Source organism: Yersinia kristensenii, from assembly GCF_900460525.1.
GTDB lineage: Bacteria > Pseudomonadota > Gammaproteobacteria > Enterobacterales > Enterobacteriaceae > Yersinia > Yersinia kristensenii.
The window spans coordinates 727,862-748,487 of the sequence record NZ_UHIY01000001.1; the positions used below are offsets into that span (position 1 = coordinate 727,862).

Genomic DNA, 20,626 nt, shown 5'->3' on the forward strand with positions numbered 1-20,626 from the left:
GCCCTCCGGGAAGACCGGGGAGCCTGTTTATTTTATGGGTTAAGAATTTGATTCAATATTTAAAGTCGTGAGTGAAGATAGGACGTGGGGAGAGGCAGGACCTCTTAGATTAAAAACCCGTTATCGTCGGGATAACGGGCGGTGGTTTTCCCTGAATATTGGCATAACGCCTGTGCCTGACTGCTGTTTTGAATACATTTTGCTGACAGGTAACCCTATCAATTTTATCGATGGGTAAAGAGAAAAGATAATGGGTTGTGCAGATCAATAACGCGAAACCGATCGTTGAAATCGATCGTCACTGGAGGTGTGAAACAACATCAGAGCACAGCCTGCTTAAGCTGTTCAGCCATGACCCACAGTGCCCGATTGAGTTTGATGTCACCATCGATACCACTGATAGCACGGGTCCGGGCACGTTTTCCTCCAGTGCTCTTACCCGATAGCCCGCCTTTGGTCAGATTCTCCTGCACACGCTGAAATGTTGTCCAGAGGTCATCTTTTTTATCTTCCCAGCGACGAGGCATCAGGATTTGCGACTCAGTGACCGGATGGTGCTCCTCACCGTAACGGTAGGTCAATGCAGCATGGGCCAGTGCATGTTGGTGCTCCGCAGATAGCGTCAATGACTGCATGCTTTCACGACTTTCTTCTATCTGGTCAAATATCCCCAGTACTTCGTAGGCTCCTTCAATTACCTTTTCCACCACATCCCCTTTATGCGGTACACGAATTTCGCCAAAACTCTGACCACAAACCAGACCGTTGCTGCAAATTTCACGGAACATACCCGGCAGCATTTGATAGCTACTGGAGCCATCATGGCTGTTGAGCAGAACAATCTCCTGCACTTCTCTCTGCGTGATTTGCCCTGTTCGGCGTAACCGCACCATATGCTTGGTATGCTCACGTTTATCCAAATCTCGTACCCGGGTCTGGCAGGCAAAGAACGGCACAAACCCTTCTTCGCGCAATTTATCTAATAACGTAATAGTCGGAATATACGTGTATCGGGCGCTGCGGGAGGCATGTTTATCTTCACCAAACACACTGGGCACATAGTAGGCCAGTTCATCATGGGTCAGGGGGCGGTCGCGGCGAACGGAGTTCACCCGGCCAAAGCGGGAGGCTAAACGGGTCATGATTCATTCCTTAACAAAAAGTGGGCATAAAAAAGGCCACCCCGAAGGATGGCCCTGATTTAATGACAAAATTGTTTACGGTATCGCGGGAGGTAAAATCGGTTGGGCAATGTGTTCCTTATCAGGCAACGCTGCAGGCTCTTCAGCACGGTTTCTTTCATCCCGATAAAGCTGCAGTTTCACCAGAAGCGGTGTCTTACGCGACTGCAGGTAGCTCAAACACCATTCCCGCTTTACCACCATTCTTACTGGTGCAGGTAAAAGCTCATAGGCTTTGCTGAAGACAGATTCAACAAAAATATCGTCGTTTAATTTATCTTCAGCAATATTCAACAGCCCATTGATAACGATATTTTCAAGCAACGGTTTATATTTTGATAAGCGAGAAACCGACGGTTCAACAGCGCTGTCCCGTTTAGGCTCTTCAACTGTTTCAATTGGTATATCGACAGGAGACGTCTTTCGGGCAAAGCTTAATTTATCTTTCAGCCTGCCGAGTTTCCCTTTGGTATTTTCAGGCATATGACTATTATCCTCCAGGCCAGCAGGTCGGGTGTTCAGGCCGATATGGCGAGTTTTTTGACAATCCGGATTAGGTGTAACGTCGTGAGCGCTGCCCCCATACTTTTGATTGTTATAGAGTCGCTGCGCATTAAAGTGATCCCTGTAACGACCAACACAACAGGCCAGGTAACGTCCGGCATTTCAGGTTTGCAGGTGTCTTTCGGCATAAAGAGTTCCTTTCTATATACTGCTCTGCGGATTGAGGCATTGTTTCCAGGAGATCCCCTTTAACAGTTCAGATAAGCCATGACTGGAAAAACTCCCGTATTCATGACCCATTTGTAATACAACGATTTTACTGCTGGGTGGAAGGTGGCTGAGTGATTCAAAGAATATCTGGTCCGGGCTAAATTCATCTGCTCCGACCTTCAGACTCAGCGGTGACATAGGACCTGAAGACGTCCAGTGACCTTCTGTTCCATATCGGACTGCAAAATCACCATTTTCACCACAGGCCAGTTCAAGTTGTGTACCGGATTCATTTTCTGTCGTGAATATTATTGAGCTTTCATTGCGGGCCATTTTCCAGGCACTACTTTGTGTCGATGTGGCGGAAGGTTGATTATTAGTGGGATCCTCAATGTCCACGGCATCAAAACTATCGCCATCTTTAAAACGAATTAAAGTCGTACCGCGATAGGTCAGCTTGACAGGCCATTGCACTCGCCAGCCAGTACCTGCTTCCGCATAATCAATTTCGTAAGATCTGATACCCTCGCGATCCATGCCTTTCCCTGTAACCACTTCAATCACTGAGCCACACTGAGGGGGAGATTGCTTATATTTGTTGATGATTGCGCAGCCATTGGCTTTCAGGTCGGCAACGACTTTGCTCACAATTGCCGGATCAGTTTCCTTTGGTGCCGGTTCGGGAAGAGCTTGTGGTTTTGGCGGATGTACTGGAACGAAATTAACAGAATCATCCCGCACAGTGGGATCGTCGTTCTGCAGAGTCAGATAGACAGGGCAATCATTGTCACCCACACGGCAAGACTTGGCTATTGCACTGCGCAACGGCCACCCGTTGAAGCCAATGTATTCGGCACCCACTTCATCCTTGCACCAGGTTCTTTCCATTGTGATATGACGGCTAGCGTGTGGGACCGTGACAGTGGACATCAGGCAAGTCACTGCTTTTACAGGTTGATCGTCGTCACGTACCGTCGATTTCTGGATACTCTCAGGGACAAACGATGCAATTCCGACCGAGTCATATCCTTCTTTCTGCAAATTACTCATGTTCAGGGCATCCTGCATATTACCAGGACGAACCTTGCCAATAGCGCTGACCATCTTATTATTTAAACGCTTTAAATTGTCACCGCCTTTATCATTGAGAAAAAAGGTATAGCGTTCAGGATGAATTTCCCCATAGACATCCAGCGCTGAAGATACGGCGGGAATAAGCAACGTTACGCTGCTGAGTGATAACATAATGAATCTACGCATGAGATTTCCTTTCAATTAATTAATGGCTGGTGCAATCCTGCCAGGTGATGTCCTGCAGAGCCTCTTTCAGGCCCTGAGCACTGAAGGGGGCTGATTCCCCACTCTGACGCGAGGAGAAAGTGATATTGTCTTTTGCGCTGCTGTGTTTGAGTGCGGAGAAGGCTGAACTGTTTAGGCTGTACGCCTTCTTGCCTATTAGCAATTGGACATCATTAAGGCCTTCGCTATTGACACGGTAATGTCCTTTCGTATCTTCATAAGTCACTGCCAATTGACTATCACTGCAACGCAGCGTCAGGGTTTCTCCTGCTTTATTATTCGTGTTCAACGCAAACTCCATGACATCGATATTGCCGTACCATTTCCCCCACTGCTGCTCCCCGACGACGGCTTGTGTTGTTGCGCTAAAGAGCGTCATTCCTGCAAGTAGCAGTCCTGCACGTATAGTTTGAGTCATTGAGTCTCCTTAAAACCCCGTTTAATGGGAGCATGTTGTCGATAGGCTCGATGGCCTAATGTAATGAAAATCAGAATATTCTTTTGATAGATACAGAGAATGCTTCTGTGCAATCGTATTCATTTTTCGGGAGATGGGATAATCGTTAGTGCAGATCAATAAGCTGAAACCGATCGTCATAACCTATTGATTATAACGATCGACTTGTAATAATTGATAGGTATTACCTATTTATGCGTGGTGTTTCGATCGGTGTGTTAGATCAATGAGTTACAAATATCTGGCTAATAAATTACTCAGATAGCATCACCTAAGTGATATAGAACTGAAAAAAACTGAGTTCGCTTTATTAAAAATTCATAGCACAAAGAAAAATAGATATACAAAATAGTATTATTTTCCCTTCTTCTTTTTCCTCTTACGTTTGGAAACTTTACTTCTAATTACAATTTCATTTTCTCTAACTGTAGAATCGGTAGAAGCACTTTCATTAATATGATCAAGCACATCAGGAATATCATGTAAATCAGTAGAGCTTAATATTTTTGGAGTAATTTTCTTTTTATTGATACTGATGAGTTTCCTGCTCTTATGGACCTCCCATGCTTTTTTGAATCGCTTAATAAAAAAATCATCTGCTACATAATTAAAGATATACATGAATTTTATGGCCATGTATTTTTCATAAGACCCTGATGGTCTAAAAATAGACAATAATTCGCCATGATGAGTGGGCGGTGAATTATATATTGCGGATGGAGTGCCATCCAATGTTCTTTTTTGTTTTGTATTCAGCCTGCTCCTGTCCTTCTGTATATAATTCCATGCCCATTCACATTTTTTCTTCTCTTTTGTTGATAACGGAAAGTTAACGTTTAAAGTATAGCGTCGCTCCCATTCCAGCCGGATTAATTTCATAAAATCAAGTTTTGCGCGTAAATTAGTAGGTACTCTGTCAAAAAAATCTATAACAGCTTGTGTGCGCTCTTTGTTATTAACTGGGTATTGAGTAAGTTGAAGTTTGCTGTAAATAAAATCGTGATCTTCTAAGTATGTGCCAGGTCTTAATTTAGAAACAATATTTATATCAGGGAGTAATAATGAATTTTGTTCATGAGGTATGGTTTTTATATAGACCCATGCAAAGTAACATGCGTCTGGACATTTTTTAATCCATGAAAATTCACTTTCTGGCACTTTAAGATTTTTGAAGATATCAAATAAAACGGTGTAAATTGCTTTTACTGATTTGTCCTTTATGGTTATTAAAGCCTGATTAATTGCATTTTCCGCAAGTTCAAAATCCTGCCCGAACACATCATTAACATCATAAACCCCCTTAAGATCGGAAAGTATATTGAAGATTATAGCTTTGTCTTTATCGGATAAATACCAGAGAAATAATCTAAGATCTCTTTTGTTATTAATTCTCGCACTATGAATTGACTGAGTCATATCTATCTACCTTCACTATCCGGATTGCTCTTTACACTAAAAATTTAGTGTAATAGCTAGTTAATTAAGTAGTCAATTTTTTAGTGTTTTTATAGGCTAAATTGTAGTGCTTGATATCATTGAGTGACCTGTTTCTTCTGGCTTATCAGCTCTTTTATGAATTCATAATTTCAGTGTTTAATGAAATTCTTCTACGCTCCTTCAATTCGATTCATATGTGCAGTCTATAAGCTAGCCACACGTAATGAGATTATGTAAAACTAAACATATTCAACCCATGACATGAAAGGATGCCGTCGGCGTCCTCCTGAATTACACTGGGACCTCTCATGAGCATGATTGATATTTATAACGACAAAATGGTCGACATGGCTTTTATCGTCAACTTCACTGGTATGACTGATAAATGGTTTTATAAACTTATCCAGGATGGTAAGTTCCCTGCACCTATTAAAATGGGGCGTAGTTCTCGCTGGCTGGAAAGTGAAGTAGTAAACTGGTTTAAAGAAAGAATTAACGAATCCCGTGTTGAATAAACTTACTCTTTATATCCTGCAGTAATAGTCACTAACTTTATACATACCTTTTAGTCTCTCAAGCCTTTCTCTTTCGGGATAAATACCTTATTTCAATTGAGGCTCTTATTTTATTGGTATTATCATTATTCATAATTGACATCATAGTAGGGTTATAATTACACATTACTATTGTTATCACTATTTATTTCATAGTAGTAATAGCGATTAACCCATTAATTCAATCGTTACTTAACCGTTCAGTTAAATTACCAGAAAAACAATATAAAGATGCAAGTGTGTATAAATACGTATAATCCTTACCACAATCACCCAGGTGTATTGTGGCTATATCACGGATATAAAAAGCATGAGTAAATCAAAAGATATATTCCTAAACTGCTCTGAGTTCCATAATGAAAACAACTCAACGGTAGTATCCTTAACAGATAACAGTATTAACATTGAAAAGCTCCATCACGTATATACGTTACTAAAAACGATAATACGTAAAAAGACATTGCCCTTTAAAATATTGCTTAATAACTCGAATTATAAACAAATCAATCATGCTATCGATGTATTGGATGTTATGCGTCTGCTTGACCAGATACCGGATACGTTCCTGCAGTTTCGTAAGCTTCATCCATTAATTACCTGTTTCCAACAAGTACGTAAACGCTATGATTTTTATTGCAGAGTTTACAATGGCGTGATGATCAATTCAGATACGACTAATACCGCTATCATGCTGAATAAGCTGGTAACCGAATATCGTGATGAAGTGAGTAAGTCTGCTTTCAGGCAAGACCTCAGGAAATACCAGAGAAATTCAATTAAGAATCTGAAGGGGGTAACGAATTATATTCAGCATCTTTTTAATCAACATGCACGGTTGCTGGTTATTCGTCTGGACCTGTCATGGGCAAAAATACATTCAGGCAGTATTACGCCAGAAATAGCAAAGCAACAACGTCAGCAGTTGCTTCGCAATATGAAAAGAAAGCGACTATTCAAACATGTACTGGGAATGGTATGGAAACTGGAATATGGGTTAGACAGAGGTTTCCATTATCACACCCTGTTCTTCCTCGATGGTAATAAAGCTCGGCAAGATATCAGTATCTGTAAACAGTTTGGTGAGTATTGGACGTCGGTTATTACAGAAGGCAAAGGCACGTACTTCAACTGTAATGCACAGCCTGAACGTTATGTGAAGCCAGGTATAGGAATGGTGAAACATGACGATATCGATAAGCAGGAAGGACTACAGCGTGCCGTGGGATATCTGACAAAGATAGATACGTTCGCTCGTCTGGCATTACCTGGCAACATGCGAACTTTTGGCAGAGGTGAAGTGAAAGCACTCAACAAAACTACCAGGCCCGGCAGGAAGCGTGCTCAATCTTCGTAATACCTCTACAGACCACACCCCCCCACATACCAACATGATGCCTGCGGTTCTCGTGGGCATTTTTCATTCAATGACGGAGTTCATCATGTCTGAATTTGTATTTGCGCCACACGCCATCACGCGCCACGGAGAATGGGTTACCCCCTTAACCACAGCGCAGGAAGATTACGATATTCTGTTTTGTGAATATTGCAGACTGAAAATAAGCGTTGTTATTGATGAGCTTACCGGTGTGAAAAGTTTTGTTCATACACCTGGCAGTTTGGACGGTGTAAAGCGGTTGACTACCTGTTGCTTCAGTTCCGCAAATGACCGTCAGAAATCTAAGGCCGGTGAAAATGCCCAACAAACTGAGAGGGGGATAATCAAACCCCGTCGACTTCCCTGTAATACCCTCAAACGACGCTGGAAATGCTGCTGGTGCAATCATCACTGGCACGGGACCAAGCAGTGCCCCAAGTGCCAAGATTGGTTGTACGCGTTACCTGCGTGATGAGAGTTTGCCTTCAGACAGTTCTGTCATAGAGATCAATAATCTCCCACAGTTTGATACCTACACAGGTAGCTGAAAATAATTTGTCAGTGAACAATATGACTGGGAAATGAAAACTCTATGTAGGCAAGTAGCCCCCTTATTGTATTATGAAAACTCAGCCCGAACGCTTTGTGGGCCTCACTGTGCGCAGGTGAAATAGTCATCACCGTCTCTTAGAGTAAAAATTCAAAGAAATGCATATTTTAAGACCAATATTACATGTGGGGGTTATAATCCAGATTAATTCACTTATAATCCAATGTAATTCATTGAATTATAACCTTCAAGAATCCTCTGGTATTTAATATTACTTCTTCCACATCAGATCGTTACACAAACAGGCTACCGTTAGCCTTTCATTTCATCAATTGCAGTCGTTCCGCTAATCGATATAATACGCCAAAATAATAAATCCACTAAAAACTGGAATGGATGCCATGTCTAAATATTTACAGATAGCAGCGGTTTGGCTGTGTCTTTCATTACCATTTTCTGCTTACGCTAATATGTTGAGCCCAGCGGATAGAAATACTATTCAGCAGCAGCAGCGCGATATTTTGGAACAAAACCAGCGTCAGCGCCAAGAATTACAACGTAGTTTAAGCCCCGAGTTTGTTGCGCCAAAACCGCTAACAGCACCGACTGGGGCCTGTTTTGAGATTAATACTATTCAACTGCAAGGCGCTGATCATTTACCTGCTCGGGATAAACATAATTTACTTCAGCCTTATCTGAATAAATGTCTGGGCTTAAATCAGATTCAGACATTAATACAAGAAATATCTGATTGGTATATTTCGCGTGGTTATATTACCAGTCGAGTCTTTCTTATTGAACAGGATTTATCACAAGGCACCCTACAACTGGTTGTGCTGGAAGGTAAACTACAAAAAATAGAGTTAGACGGCAAAACTTCGCGTCAATTAAAAATGGCATTCCCAGGACTTGAGGGGAAAATTCTTAATCTGCGCGATATTGAACAGGGCATGGAGCAAATTAACCGTTTACGCCAAACTCCGGTGCAAATTGAAATATTGCCAGGCACCGAAGCGGGTTATTCCATCGTCAATCTCACTGCAACACCTGAATTCCCTCTGAATATTGGTGTCGGTTTTGATAATAGTGGGCAAAAGAGTACCGGGACTGGCCAGAACAATGGCTCACTGACGGCTAATAATCTGCTTGGCTTAGCTGATCAGTGGTTTGTTTCCGGTTCGCGTAGTAGCGATTTTGCCAGCAGCCATAATGCCCGCAGTGTGCAGACGGGGGTCAGTGTTCCCTATGGTTACTGGCTGGCGGATTACAATTACTCCTACAGCGATTATCTCTCTACCGTGACTAACCGTGGCTTTGATTGGCTCTCCAGTGGCGATAGCCAGACGCACCGTTTCGCCATTTCGCGTGTGGTGTACCGGGACAGTGATATGAAGACTGGCCTGTCGCTCGGCCTCACTCATCGCCTTAATCGCAATTATCTCAATGACAGTTTTTTGCCAAGTAGCAGCCGCAAATTATCCAGTGTCGTATTGGGGGTTAATCACAGCCAGAAACTCTGGGGTGGCTATAGCACCTTGAACCCCGCTTACAGTCGCGGTGTCCCCTGGTTGGGGGCCGAGGATGATAATGGCAAAAATAGCAGCGCACCCAAAGCCGAATTCAATAAGTGGACATTGTCTGGCAGTTATTACCTGCCTCTGGCGCAAGACTGGAGCTGGCTCACTAGTTTCTATGGGCAATGGACACCGGATAATTTATACGGCAGCGAGCGACTGACTATTGGTGGTGAAACCTCAGTGCGCGGCTTTAAAGAGCAGTATCTGTCTGGCGATAAAGGCGGTTATTGGCGTAACGAAGTGAACTGGTCACTGGCCACTCTGCCGTTACTGGGCAATATCACTGCACTGGCAGCCATTGACGGGGGCTATCTGCGCCATGACACCGCTGACAGTTATGCTTCGGGCAAGTTGTGGGGCGGCGCTATCGGTGTGGGTAATCGCCATCGCTATTTCAGTAGCCAGTTTACCGTCGGCTGGCCGTTAGCCTATCCCGACTGGCTGGAGCCAGATCGTGTTTCTGTTTACTACCGCATCAATTTCGTTATTTAACTTTTTGTATATATAGGGTTATCAGGGATGAATAATAATAACGAGTCAACCATCAAAACTCATCATCAATTGCTGAGCTATACCCTGTGCGCCCTGTTGGTGTTGCAACCGGTTATGCCCGCACTGGCGGCGGAGGTGAGTGTTGCCGGGGGCAATACACAGCTAGATAAAGCCGGTAATGGTGTGCCGGTGGTGAACATCGCGACACCTAATCAGTCCGGAATTTCCCACAACCAATATAACGACTTCAATGTGGGTAAAGAGGGACTGATCCTCAATAATGCTACTGGTCAGTTGACGCAATCTCAACTGGGTGGATTGATTCAAAACAACCCTAATTTGCAAACAGGTCACGAAGCCAAAGCCATTATCAATGAAGTGGTGGGTGCTAACCGTTCACAGTTGCAAGGCTATCTGGAAGTGGCCGGTAAGCAAGCCAGTGTCATGGTGGCAAACCCTTACGGTATCACCTGCGATGGTTGCGGATTTATTAATACCCCGAATGTGACACTGACCACCGGCAAGCCAATGATGGATGCCAACGGTAAATTGCAGGCGTTAGAAGTCACCCAAGGGGCCATCTCCATTCAGGGCAAAGGCCTCGATGCCAGCAAAAGCGGTGCACTGTCAATTATCAGCCGTGCCACTGAGATTAACGCCCAACTTTATGCACAAGACCTCACTCTGATTGCCGGTAGTAACCGGGTGGATGCGGCCGGTCATGTCAGCGCGTTGCAAGGCAAAGGTAATGTGCCCAAAGTGGCGGTTGATACCGGCGCATTGGGTGGGATGTATGCCAATCGCATCCGTCTGGTGTCCAGTGAGAAAGGGGTGGGTGTTAACCTCGGTAACCTCAATGCCCGTCAGGGGGATATCCAACTGGATAGCAGCGGCAAGCTGACCCTCAATAATTCGCTGGCACAGGGCAACCTGAATGTCAGCGCGACTGAAATGGCTCTGGGTGGCAGCCACAAATCCGGGCAGGATATGGTGTTGAACAGCCAGGGCAAGCTGACGGTGAACAACGCTTCGCTCAATTCGGACCAGCAACTGGCACTCAAAGGCAGCGATTTGGTACTGGAGCAATCCACGATCAGTGCGGCCAAAGCCGTGACTCTGGATTCGGCAGGCAAGTTGCGTACAGCCAACAGTACGATACTGGCGGGTAGCGACGTTCAAGGCAAATTGGTCGGCGGGCAAACGCTGACGCTGAAAGGCACCGAGCAACAGTGGTTGAATAGCCAGCTCGGGGCTGGAACCGTGCTTGCGACAGCGCAAAACAACCTAATTCTGGATGAGGGTTCCACGCTAACGGGTCTGGATGGTGTGACCTTACAAGGTGGCACCCTGAATTTGGCGGGTAAAACCAGCTCTGGCGGTGATGCCACTCTACAAGGTACTGACCTGCAAAGTACCCGCAACAGCCTGTTCAGTGCACAGGGCGATATTCATCTCACTTTCAGTGGTAATGCAAATTGGCAGGGGCAGCTTACCGCCGGGCGGGATCTTACACTACAGGCTGACACACTGGATAACAGTGGACAACTTGCAGCCAATCGCCACAACCAAATAACGGCACAAAGCCTCAATAATAGCGGGCTGATGCAAGCTCAGGGTTCCCAAAACCTAGATGTCAGACAACTCGACAATCGTGGTCAACTGCAATCAGCTGGCGCATTGACATTGAATGCCGATACGGTGAATAACCGCGGTCTGATTGGCTCAGAACAGCAGTTAACCCTGACGGTGCGTGATACCTTGAATGTCGATGGGGCGCTGTACGCCGAAGGGCCACTGAACGTGCGAGCAGGTGAGTTCCTGCTGGCGGGACGGGCGACCGGGAAGCAGGGTCTCGCTATCAACAGCAACCTGACGGCCACTGAAGGCTCGGCGCTACTCAGTTCCGGCGATATTCACCTACAAGGGGAAACATTGCTGCTGAGTGGGTTATTGTCTGGCGATCGCGCCCTGACCGTGGCGGGAGAACAGTTCACCACCGGTAACCGTGCGCAAATTCAGGCCAAAGATAGCATTACATTGAATACTGAGAAGAATGCCCAGCTTGCCGGTATTTTTACTACGTTGGGTGACCTGAATCTTGTCTCTGGAACCACTGAAAACCGGGCAGATATAGTCGCACGTAATATTGATTGGCGTAGTGACAGCCTTATCCAGCAAGGGCGTATGCAGGCTGACCACGATTTGATGCTGACGGTTAATCAGCTCAATCAGCACGGAACCTTGCAAGCAGGACAAAAGTTGGCGCTGCGTGGTGAGCAATTGGTCAACAGTGGACGGATTGGCGCTCCGCAGCTCGAATTGGCCTTTACCCGTAGTCTGGACAACAGCGGCTCACTGATGGCTAGTCAGGGATTAACGCTGGAAGTTCCCTCATTGAGCAACAGCGGCACCTTGGCAGCAAACGCATTGGCATTGAAAACCCACAATCTGGATAACAGCGGGCTAGTGCAGGCCGACGTCAATGCCATTATTGATGCACAAACATTAACCAATAGAGATACCGGACGTTTGCTGGCAGGTAACGCTCTGACTTTACAAGGTGTGCAACTGAACAATGCCGGTAAACTGCAAGCCAACCGCCTGAATATTGAAACACAAACCTGGGATAACACCGGCAGTGCATTAGGTATCAGCCAACTCACAGCAAACGCCACACAAAAGCTCACCAACCGCGGGCAATTATTGAGTCAGGGCCCTCTCACGCTAAATACGAAGTCATTGACCAATAATGGGAAAATACTCAGTGAGAACCAGCTCAACCTCAATGCACAGCAATTTATCAACCAGGGTGAAGCGCAAGGTACCACTACACAGTTAAATGCTGAGCAGTTAACTAACAGTGGTCATCTGATTGGTGTCGAGCGTCTGGTGTTGCAATTGCAACAGGACTTGAACAATGCCACCGGCGGTAAGTTACTGAGCGGCGGTGATCTGAAGGTGAATGCAGCGGCTGTTAGCAATGCCGGGACGTGGCAAGGCGAGCAGATTATTTTGGCGGCACGCCAGCTGGATAACACCGGGATTTTACAGGCGAATAACCGCATCCAACTCGATCTCACCGGTAATGTTAACAGCGGTGTAGGTAGTCAAATAGTCACCCTCGGTGAAGCAACGATTAACGCGCTGGCGTTGGTTAACCACGGCAATTGGCAGGCGGCTTCGCTGTTCCTGAAAGGCGATTCGCTGCTCAACAATGGTGTCATCGCCGGGGTTAATCAGCTTAAGTCTGAAATAAGTCGCGACATCACCCAACAAAAAAGCGGTGAGATGCTGAGCAATGGCTTACTAACCCTGAATGCCACCCAAGTCGATAATCAGGGGCGTATACAGGCCAATTCTCTGGCGCTACACGCGGTAGACATGACCAATAACGGGGTGATGCAAGGCCAGGATGTATTCAATGCCCAACTGAGTGGCGTGTTCCATAACCTTGCCAGTGGCGATCTTCGCAGCCAAAACGGGTTGAAGCTGAATGCTGCGGGGTTAGATAACGCGGGTAACATTCAGAGCACCGAAGCCAGCACATTCGTGTTGACGACGCCGATGCTTAACACAGGCAAAATTGTTGTCGGGGGAGATTTAGATATTGGCGCTCTCGCCCTCAACAATAGCGGCTGGCTGCAAGCGAATAACATCACTTTTAACGGTACGCGACTGGATAACTCCGGTACGCTGATAGCGGCGGGCGATAACCGGCTGACACTCGATATTTTCAACAATCGGGGAACAGTACAGGGCGACAACCTGCAACTGAAGATTGGCAGCCTGAATAATGCTGGCACCCTGCTGGCCACTCGCCAGATGAGCGTACAGGCGCAACAAATTGATAATCAACAGGATGCTAAGTTATTCAGCGCAGGCGACCTGACTGTCGTCAGTGGCGGGTTTAGCCTGTTTGGGCAATTGGTGGCCTTGGGCAATCTTTCCCTGACCCTCAATGATGCCCTCACACAGCATGGCACACTGGCCGCAGGCAAAATGCTCAACCTGTCCAGTCACGGGGATATCACTCTCACGGGCACTACACAGGGTCAAAGCCTGTCTATCCATAGTCTGGGGCAGTTTACTCACAGCGGAACACTGCGCGGGGGTAACGGCGATGTCCGTATTGAGGCCATGGGTATCACACAAAATGATACGGCCAGTCTACAAGCTGGAGGCCGCATACAACTGCTGAGTAGTAGCACTATCAGCAACAACGGCTTTATTGGTACCGCAGGCGACCTGCTATTAAACGCCGCCAGTCAATTGTTTAACAGCGGCATGTTGTACAGCGGTGGCAATATGCAACTGCTGGCCGACCAGATAACCAACCACTACGGCGATATTTTAGCGGACAACAGTCTGTGGATGCAGAAAGATACCACCGGCAGTGCCAACAGCGAGGTTATTAACACCTCCGGCACCATTGAGACGGGGCACGGTGATATCACCATCAATACCAACCATTTGCTGAATCAGCGTGATGGATTGAGTGTGACCCGCACAGACAAGGATCTGACTAATGAATATCCTTGGTTAAATGGTGCAATAGTAAAAGTGCCACTGAGTTTCTTCGAAGAAGGCGAGGTGGGTTACTACACGATAAAAATCACCCAGCAAGAAGCCGGGGATGATGCCAATCAAGTGAGTCATACAGAAACCTATGCCGCCCCCTTTGAGAAAACGCGAGAGCTGGCATTATCTGTTTCTACCCTTTCAGTCACCAGCAAGGGAGCGGCTGGACGTATATCTTCCGGTAAAGATCTGGTCGTAACCGCTCAAACGCTCGATAACCTGGCTAGCGATATCCTCTCTAATGGTGATATCTCTCTTACGGGTAATACGCTGAATAACCAGTCCTGGTTGGCGGGGACAGAAACACGCTATCAAACCTACCGCACAGGGGAACTCCCTGAATCCAGATACTGGTATGAAGTGTCCAAATTACAGCCCCTTAATATCTATGCATTGGGGCAAATCGAGGACCAATCTGTTACCTACGCCGCTGATGGGGATATTCGTACTGAACGCAGTGAAGACAGCCAGCTCTATCGCTCCGTCATTCAAGCCGGTGGCGCAGTTAATGCTCATTTCACTGGCGATATCAGTAACACCACAGCCACGCCAAATGCAGGCGGAGTGAGCCATACACTGGCGGCCCCTAAGCTGGATTTACAATCACAACCAGATAATATCGGCACTGCTCAGGCACAAGATCTGACGGACGACCAATATATCACCGTGGGGACGCCAGTCTGGAAAGATAACTTGCAGAACGCGCTGGGTTCCTTGGGCAATAATGCCACGGAGTTGGCGGATTATCCGTTGCCGAATAGCAACAATGGCCACTTTGTGCTGGCCCCTGACCCAAGCAGCCCGTATCTGATCACCACCAACCCCAAACTGAATGAATTAGGGCAACTCGATAACAGCCTGTTTGACGGTTTGTACGCCATGCTGGGCCAGCAGCCGGGAGCCGCACCACAGGAAAATAACAGCCAGTTTACTGACCAAAAACAGTTCCTCGGCTCAGCCTATTTCCTCGATCGCTTAAACCTAAAACCCGATTATGACTATCGCTTCCTCGGCGATGCAGCTTTCGACACCCGCTATATCAGTAATGCGGTCCTGAGCCAAACTGGTCAGCGTTACCTCAATGGCCTTGGCTCTGATTTAGCCCAGATGCAATACCTTATCGACAACGCGGCACAAGCCCAAAGCGGGCTGGGGCTAACACTGGGTGTCAGCTTGACAGCGGAACAGGTTGCTGCCCTGAACAAAAGTATTGTCTGGTGGGAAGAGATTAATGTTAACGGCCAGACTGTTTTAGCTCCCAAATTGTATTTGGCGAAAGCGGATAGCGCCTCGCTAAACGGCAGCGTTATCAGTGGTAATCAGGTCAATCTCGCGGCAGGCAAGGTCATTAACGCGGGAAGTACCCTCAAGGCCGACCAATTATTGGCGGTGAATAGTCAAATCACCCTCAGCAACCTGCAAGGCGGGAAAATCACGTCCGGCGGTGATCTGCAACTGAGTGCTATCGGTGATATCAGTAATATTGGCTCCAGCATCGCCGGTCAGCGAGTGGCACTGGAGAGCCTTGATGGCAATATTATCAATCAAACACTCAGCCAACAGTGGACAGCAACGACGGCCGGTAATGGCCGCTGGAATAGCGAGTCCTTGTCATTAACCCGCACAGAAATTGGCGATACCTCCACTATCAGCGCTGGGGACTCTCTCAGCCTGAATGCAGGAAAAGACATTTTAGTCACCGGTGCCAAGGTGTCTGCTGGTGGTAACCTGGATATGCAAGCGGGGGGAGATATTGCCATTACGGCTAATACCACGCTCAGCAATAATGAACATAATCTACAGCGTGATCGTCGCAACGGTTATCAACAAAGTGAGCAGCGCGACAGCCTGAGCAGTGAAATCAGTGCTGGCGGCGATCTGACACTCAATGCAGGTAACGATGTGTCACTGACAGCCAGTGAACTGGCTGCGAAAGGGAATGTGGGGCTGTCCGCAGGGCGTGATATTTCGCTGGAAACAGCGGAGAAAAATAGCCAACAAAAAACCAATAACAGTGAAAACCGCACCACTGATGCCACCCGCTCAGTGATAACCAGTGGCAATAATCTGACATTGGATGCCGGGCGTGATATCAACTCCCAGGCAGCAGCGCTGGTGTCAGATAACGCCACCACCCTCAAAGCTGGCCGTGACGTCAATCTTAATGCCCAGCAAAGCAGCACCTACAGCGAAAACCACGGTGATCGCAAACAGCAAATTAATGAGTCCATCCGTCAGCAAGGGACTGAAATCGTCAGCGGTGGGGATACCACCATTCTGGCCGGTCATGACATTAATCTGCAGGCCACACAGGCGCAGGCCAGTGGTGATATTGCGCTGAAAGCCGGTCATGACATTAATGTGACCACGGCGACAGAAAGTGATTATTCCTTCTTTGAAGAAACTACCGTTAAGAAGAAAAGGCTGTCGAAGACCACCACCCACGTGGTCTCTGAAGATTACGCCACACAGGAACAAGGCTCGCTGCTCAGTGGTAAAAATGTCTCATTATCTGCCGGTAATGACTTACTGGTGAAAGGTTCTGCGGTTGTCGGTGACAATAATGTCGCACTGACTGCGGGCAACAATGTGGATATTGTGGCGGCCACCGAAGAACAATCCAGTTACCGCTTGTCTGAACAGAAAAAAAGCGGCATGTTCAGTGGCGGCGGCATCGGGGTCACTATTGGCAGCACCTCATCACGCCAACAAAGCCGTGATTCCGGGACGACACAAAGCCAAAGCGCCAGCACTATTGGTAGCACGGGCGGCGATGTCACCATCAACGCTGGCGGCACTGCCCATATTGGTGGCGCGGATATTCTGGCCAATAAAAACCTGAATGTCACCGGGGATAGTGTCGTCATTGAACCGGGTCAGGACAAACGCAGCAGCGATCAACTTTATGAACAAAAAAGCAGTGGCTTGACACTCGCCCTTTCCGGCGCGGTAGGTTCAGCGTTGAACACGGCGGTGACAACCGTACAAGAGGCAAAAGACGAAACCAATGGCCGTCTGGCAGCATTAAAAGGCACCAAAGCGGCTCTGACAGGAATATCGGCTAAACAGGCCGTGGATCTGGCTCAGGCACAGGGCAATAGCGATACCGGCAGCCTGTTTGGTGTCAGCGTGTCGTTAGGCTCACAAAAATCGACCTCGCAACAACATCAGGAACAGCAGGCGGTCAGCGGCTCAACCCTGACCGCGGGCAATGACCTCAATATCACCGCCACCGGTAAAGGCCAGAGTACCAACAGCGGCGATATCATTATTGGCGGGAGCCAGCTCAAAGCCGGTCACGACACCACATTGGATGCCGATCGCGACCTGTTTCTACTCGGTGCAGCCAATACCCAGAAAACCGAAGGCAGCAACAGCAGCAGTGGTGGCAGTATTGGGGCCAGTATCAGTTTGGGTAAAGAAAGCGGGCTGAGTATCTTTGCCAATGCCAATAAATCCAAAGGTAATGACAGTGGTAATGGCACCTCCTGGTCTGAAACTACCCTCGACAGTGGCAACACCTTGTCTCTCACCAGTGGCCGCGATACCACCCTGCTGGGCGCACAACTCAGTGGCGACAAAGTCGAAGCGGATGTCGGCCGCAATCTGACCCTGCAAAGCCAGCAAGACAGTGACCGTTACGATTCCAAACAGCAGAGTATCAGCGGCGGTGTCAGTGCTGTGATTATGGGTACCGGCGGCGGTTCAGCCAATCTGAGTGCCACTCAAGACAAAATGCACAGCAACTTTGATTCGGTGCAAGAGCAGACGGGTATCTTTGCGGGCAAAGGTGGCTTTGATATTACCGTCGGGGAACACACCCAGCTTAATGGTGCAGTGATTGGCTCTACGGCAACGGCAGATAAGAACAAGCTGGATACCGGCACACTGGGCTTTAGCAATATTGACAATAAAGCCGAGTTCAAAACCGAGCATCAGGGGGGCAGTATCAGCACCGGCGGTAGCGTGGCGGATAACTTCCTCGGCAACATGGGCAATCTGGTGTTGGTTGGAGCCAATAATGATGGCAACGCACAGAGTACCACCCATGCAGCCGTGTCTGATGGCACCATCATTATTCGTGATACGGACAAACAACAGCAAAATGTCGATGACCTGAGCCGCGACGTCGAGCATGCCAATAATGCCCTCACCCCTATCTTTGATAAAGAGAAAGAGCAAAATCGCCTGAAAGAAGCGCAATTGATTGGTGAGATTGGCGGGCAGGTGTTTGATGTTATTAGCACGCAGGGGCAGATACAGGCCACCACCGCGGCGAAAGATGCACTGGCAAAAAGCGGTCATCTCAACCCGACTCAAAAAGAGATAGAAGCGTCGCCAGTCTATAAAGAAGCCATGAAGGATTACGGCATCGGTGGCACTTACCAGAAAATTGCGCAAGCCGCCACCGCCGCCCTGCAAGGGTTGGCGGGTGGGGACATGACCAAAGCACTGGCCGGTGCATCAGCGCCCTATCTGGCACAGATGATTAAAGATGTCGCCGGTGAAGATAATGAAGCGGCACGCATTGGCGCACATGCGGTGTTGGGTGCAGTGCTCTCTCATCTGCAAGGCAACAGCGCCGCCGCCGGTGGTGCCGGAGCTTTAAGTGGTGAACTGGCCGCCATCTACATCAAAAACAGTCTGTACCCCAATATCGAGACCAAAGACCTGACCGAAGCACAAAAGCAGGTTATTGTTAACCTCAGCTCCCTGGCTGCGGGATTGTCTGGTGGCCTGGTCGGTGATAGCACGGGCAGTGCCGTTGCCGGTGCGCAGGCCGGGAAGAACGCGGTGGAGAATAACTCCATGAGTGGAGATCAAGCCCGCGAGTCTGTTAAGCAGGTTACGAGCAACCTGAAAGATCATGTAAGAGACAAACTGGGTGAAGGTACTCTCTCCGCTATCGTTAACAGTATAATTAATGCGACGGCTGACACAGGTGATGCGATATTAGGCGGAGCAGATTACGGCGCTGATGCGGCGATGGCGCTCACCTCATGTGCCATGGGAGACAGTTACTGCACTCAGGCATTAAACGATCTGGCGGATAAAAATCAGGCTGCGGCAGATACGCTGAAAGCCCTGATGAAGAGTGAAACCTGGTCAGCGGTTGCAGGACAGGTGAAAGAAGCGGCTCAAGGTAACCAGCTTGCGCTTGAAGCAACAGGCGGAATGCTGGCGAGTATGTTCCTGCCGGGCAAAAAAATACCTGATATTGAGGCTGCTAAGTTACCAAGCGGACCGAGTAGCTCAATAGTTCCTGGTGGGGGATTAGCTGCTCATGAAGCGGCAGGTGGACACCTAATCGATAGGCATGTTGGAAAAACAGAAGCGGAGCTATTAAATAGAGTGTCAACGGGTAATGTTAAATCAGCGTCCTCATTTACAGATAGGACTACTGCTGAAGCAGTCACAAGCAAGGCAATTGATAGTAATCAGGCTAAAATCGATAGTTATCTTTCTGGTAGCCAGAAAGGATATTTAGAGATTGATTATCAATCCAATGTACCGATTGGTATTAGTGTCTCTCGTGGTTCTACAAATGTCTCTTCAGTGACGAATGCTAGAATTATCATTGCGAGAGATCCTTCAATGCCAACAGGGTATAAAATCATTACTGGATATCCAACACCATGATTATTAACGAAAAATATCCTTATTTGTCATATCTACTAAGGTGTTACTTTAACCAGGATTTTGAAGTGCTATTTGGTAATGCTGATGAAACATTGGCAGCTTATAAAGCAACTGAGACTGCGGAAGAGCGGTTGCAGATGAAGGCTGAAATAGATTATCTGCTGGCACTTTCTCTGCCAGATGATGAATTACAGGACATCCTGCTTAACAAACTTGATTGTAGTTATTATTATCCTAATGAATGGTCTTCATCTGAGGAATGGTTGAAACATATATATAAACAAATGAACTGAAAGATCCCGGCCAGTTGGCCGGGATCTTTGATAGCCTCCAAAAAACGGGTCGCTGTGCCATGATATAAGAGCTCAGGGGGCATCTTCTCTTTAAAGCTAATATCTACTTGTTGCGTTGAATGTCCTTGAACAGCTCGGATGCAGAGTCCATCTTCTGAAATAGCGAACCGTTTTTTATCACTACTCTCAACAACAGCTTGGATAATCTGTTGATCAAGCCTCTGATTTTCCTTGCTAGCACAGGCAATCAATGAGTTGATATCCGCCCAACCTTCACTATCTAATGTTAAGCCAATTGATTCAGGTTGATGGCGTAGGACGTAACTTAAGAACTTGCTTACTTCGGTATGTTTTTTGCTCATGGTGAAAACTCGAATAAATCCTGCCGCATTTTTACGCCACGTATAAAAAGTGGCATCAGAGATGCCCAGTTTACGGTACGTGGCACCGGGCTCCAATGAATATGGTGATTCATCGCA

General features: G+C 47.3%; 11 protein-coding genes and 1 pseudogene. 6 read left to right on the plus strand and 6 right to left on the minus strand.

Annotation, left to right across the window (positions count from 1 at the left end; all coding sequences use genetic code 11):
- Positions 1-320: 320 nt before the first annotated feature.
- The 5 genes from DX162_RS03375 to DX162_RS03395 all read right to left on the minus strand — a co-directional run bounded on the left by DX162_RS03375 (position 321) and on the right by DX162_RS03395 (position 5,067).
- Positions 321-1,142, minus strand: a complete 822-nt coding sequence (locus DX162_RS03375; protein WP_004389304.1) for a DUF932 domain-containing protein — start codon at positions 1,140-1,142, stop codon at positions 321-323.
- Between the two features lie 75 nt (positions 1,143-1,217).
- A complete protein-coding gene (locus DX162_RS03380; protein ID WP_004389303.1) occupies positions 1,218-1,664 on the minus strand; it encodes a hypothetical protein in 447 nt (148 codons plus the stop codon).
- 222 nt (positions 1,665-1,886) lie between these two features.
- Entirely contained in the window at positions 1,887-3,155 is a 1,269-nt protein-coding gene (locus tag DX162_RS03385) for a hypothetical protein (protein ID WP_004389302.1), read from the minus strand.
- A gap of 19 nt (positions 3,156-3,174) precedes the next feature.
- Positions 3,175-3,612 (minus strand): hypothetical protein, encoded by a 438-nt coding sequence (locus DX162_RS03390; RefSeq protein WP_032819316.1) that lies wholly within the window; start codon positions 3,610-3,612, stop codon positions 3,175-3,177.
- Positions 3,613-4,005: 393 nt separating this feature from the next.
- The gene (locus DX162_RS03395) at positions 4,006-5,067 is read right to left on the minus strand and encodes a hypothetical protein (RefSeq protein ID WP_050290234.1); all 1,062 of its coding nucleotides are present in this window, start codon (positions 5,065-5,067) and stop codon (positions 4,006-4,008) included.
- A 329-nt stretch (positions 5,068-5,396) separates the two neighbouring features.
- On the opposite strand from DX162_RS03395, the gene DX162_RS03400 reads away from it, so the two are divergent.
- The 6 genes from DX162_RS03400 (at position 5,397) to DX162_RS03425 (ending at position 20,147) form a co-directional block, all read left to right on the plus strand.
- Positions 5,397-5,603: a helix-turn-helix transcriptional regulator gene (locus tag DX162_RS03400; protein ID WP_019082618.1), complete on the plus strand. Its 207-nt coding sequence runs from the start codon at positions 5,397-5,399 to the stop codon at positions 5,601-5,603.
- Between the two features lie 349 nt (positions 5,604-5,952).
- Positions 5,953-6,996 carry a YagK/YfjJ domain-containing protein gene (locus tag DX162_RS03405; RefSeq protein WP_032819311.1) on the plus strand — a complete coding sequence of 348 codons (1,044 nt, stop codon included), beginning with the start codon at positions 5,953-5,955 and terminating at the stop codon, positions 6,994-6,996.
- 85 nt (positions 6,997-7,081) lie between these two features.
- A complete protein-coding gene (locus DX162_RS03410; RefSeq protein ID WP_071777582.1) occupies positions 7,082-7,489 on the plus strand; it encodes a putative zinc ribbon protein in 408 nt (135 codons plus the stop codon).
- 470 nt (positions 7,490-7,959) lie between these two features.
- Positions 7,960-9,636, plus strand: a complete 1,677-nt coding sequence (locus DX162_RS03415) for a ShlB/FhaC/HecB family hemolysin secretion/activation protein (RefSeq protein ID WP_004389295.1) — start codon at positions 7,960-7,962, stop codon at positions 9,634-9,636.
- Between the two features lie 27 nt (positions 9,637-9,663).
- A complete protein-coding gene (locus tag DX162_RS03420) occupies positions 9,664-19,854 on the plus strand; it encodes a hemagglutinin repeat-containing protein (RefSeq protein WP_115155837.1) in 10,191 nt (3,396 codons plus the stop codon).
- Positions 19,851-20,147: a contact-dependent growth inhibition system immunity protein gene (locus DX162_RS03425; RefSeq protein ID WP_227744193.1), complete on the plus strand. Its 297-nt coding sequence runs from the start codon at positions 19,851-19,853 to the stop codon at positions 20,145-20,147. Before DX162_RS03420 ends, DX162_RS03425 begins: the two co-directional genes overlap by 4 nt.
- On the opposite strand, the pseudogene DX162_RS03430 reads toward DX162_RS03425, so the two are convergent.
- Positions 20,132-20,509, minus strand: a pseudogene (locus DX162_RS03430) (RNA 2'-phosphotransferase); the annotation flags it as partial. The gene DX162_RS03425 and the pseudogene DX162_RS03430 overlap by 16 nt on opposite strands.
- Positions 20,510-20,626 lie beyond the last annotated feature (117 nt).

Coding starts and splice junctions, on each gene's coding strand:
- DX162_RS03375 (WP_004389304.1), bottom strand. CDS start 1,142: ATGACCCGTTTAGCCTCCCGCTTTGGCCGGGTGAACTCCGTTCGCCGC.
- DX162_RS03380 (WP_004389303.1), bottom strand. CDS start 1,664: ATGCCTGAAAATACCAAAGGGAAACTCGGCAGGCTGAAAGATAAATTA.
- DX162_RS03385 (WP_004389302.1), bottom strand. CDS start 3,155: ATGCGTAGATTCATTATGTTATCACTCAGCAGCGTAACGTTGCTTATT.
- DX162_RS03390 (WP_032819316.1), bottom strand. CDS start 3,612: ATGACTCAAACTATACGTGCAGGACTGCTACTTGCAGGAATGACGCTC.
- DX162_RS03395 (WP_050290234.1), bottom strand. CDS start 5,067: ATGACTCAGTCAATTCATAGTGCGAGAATTAATAACAAAAGAGATCTT.
- DX162_RS03400 (WP_019082618.1), top strand. CDS start 5,397: ATGAGCATGATTGATATTTATAACGACAAAATGGTCGACATGGCTTTT.
- DX162_RS03405 (WP_032819311.1), top strand. CDS start 5,953: ATGAGTAAATCAAAAGATATATTCCTAAACTGCTCTGAGTTCCATAAT.
- DX162_RS03410 (WP_071777582.1), top strand. CDS start 7,082: ATGTCTGAATTTGTATTTGCGCCACACGCCATCACGCGCCACGGAGAA.
- DX162_RS03415 (WP_004389295.1), top strand. CDS start 7,960: ATGGATGCCATGTCTAAATATTTACAGATAGCAGCGGTTTGGCTGTGT.
- DX162_RS03420 (WP_115155837.1), top strand. CDS start 9,664: ATGAATAATAATAACGAGTCAACCATCAAAACTCATCATCAATTGCTG.
- DX162_RS03425 (WP_227744193.1), top strand. CDS start 19,851: ATGATTATTAACGAAAAATATCCTTATTTGTCATATCTACTAAGGTGT.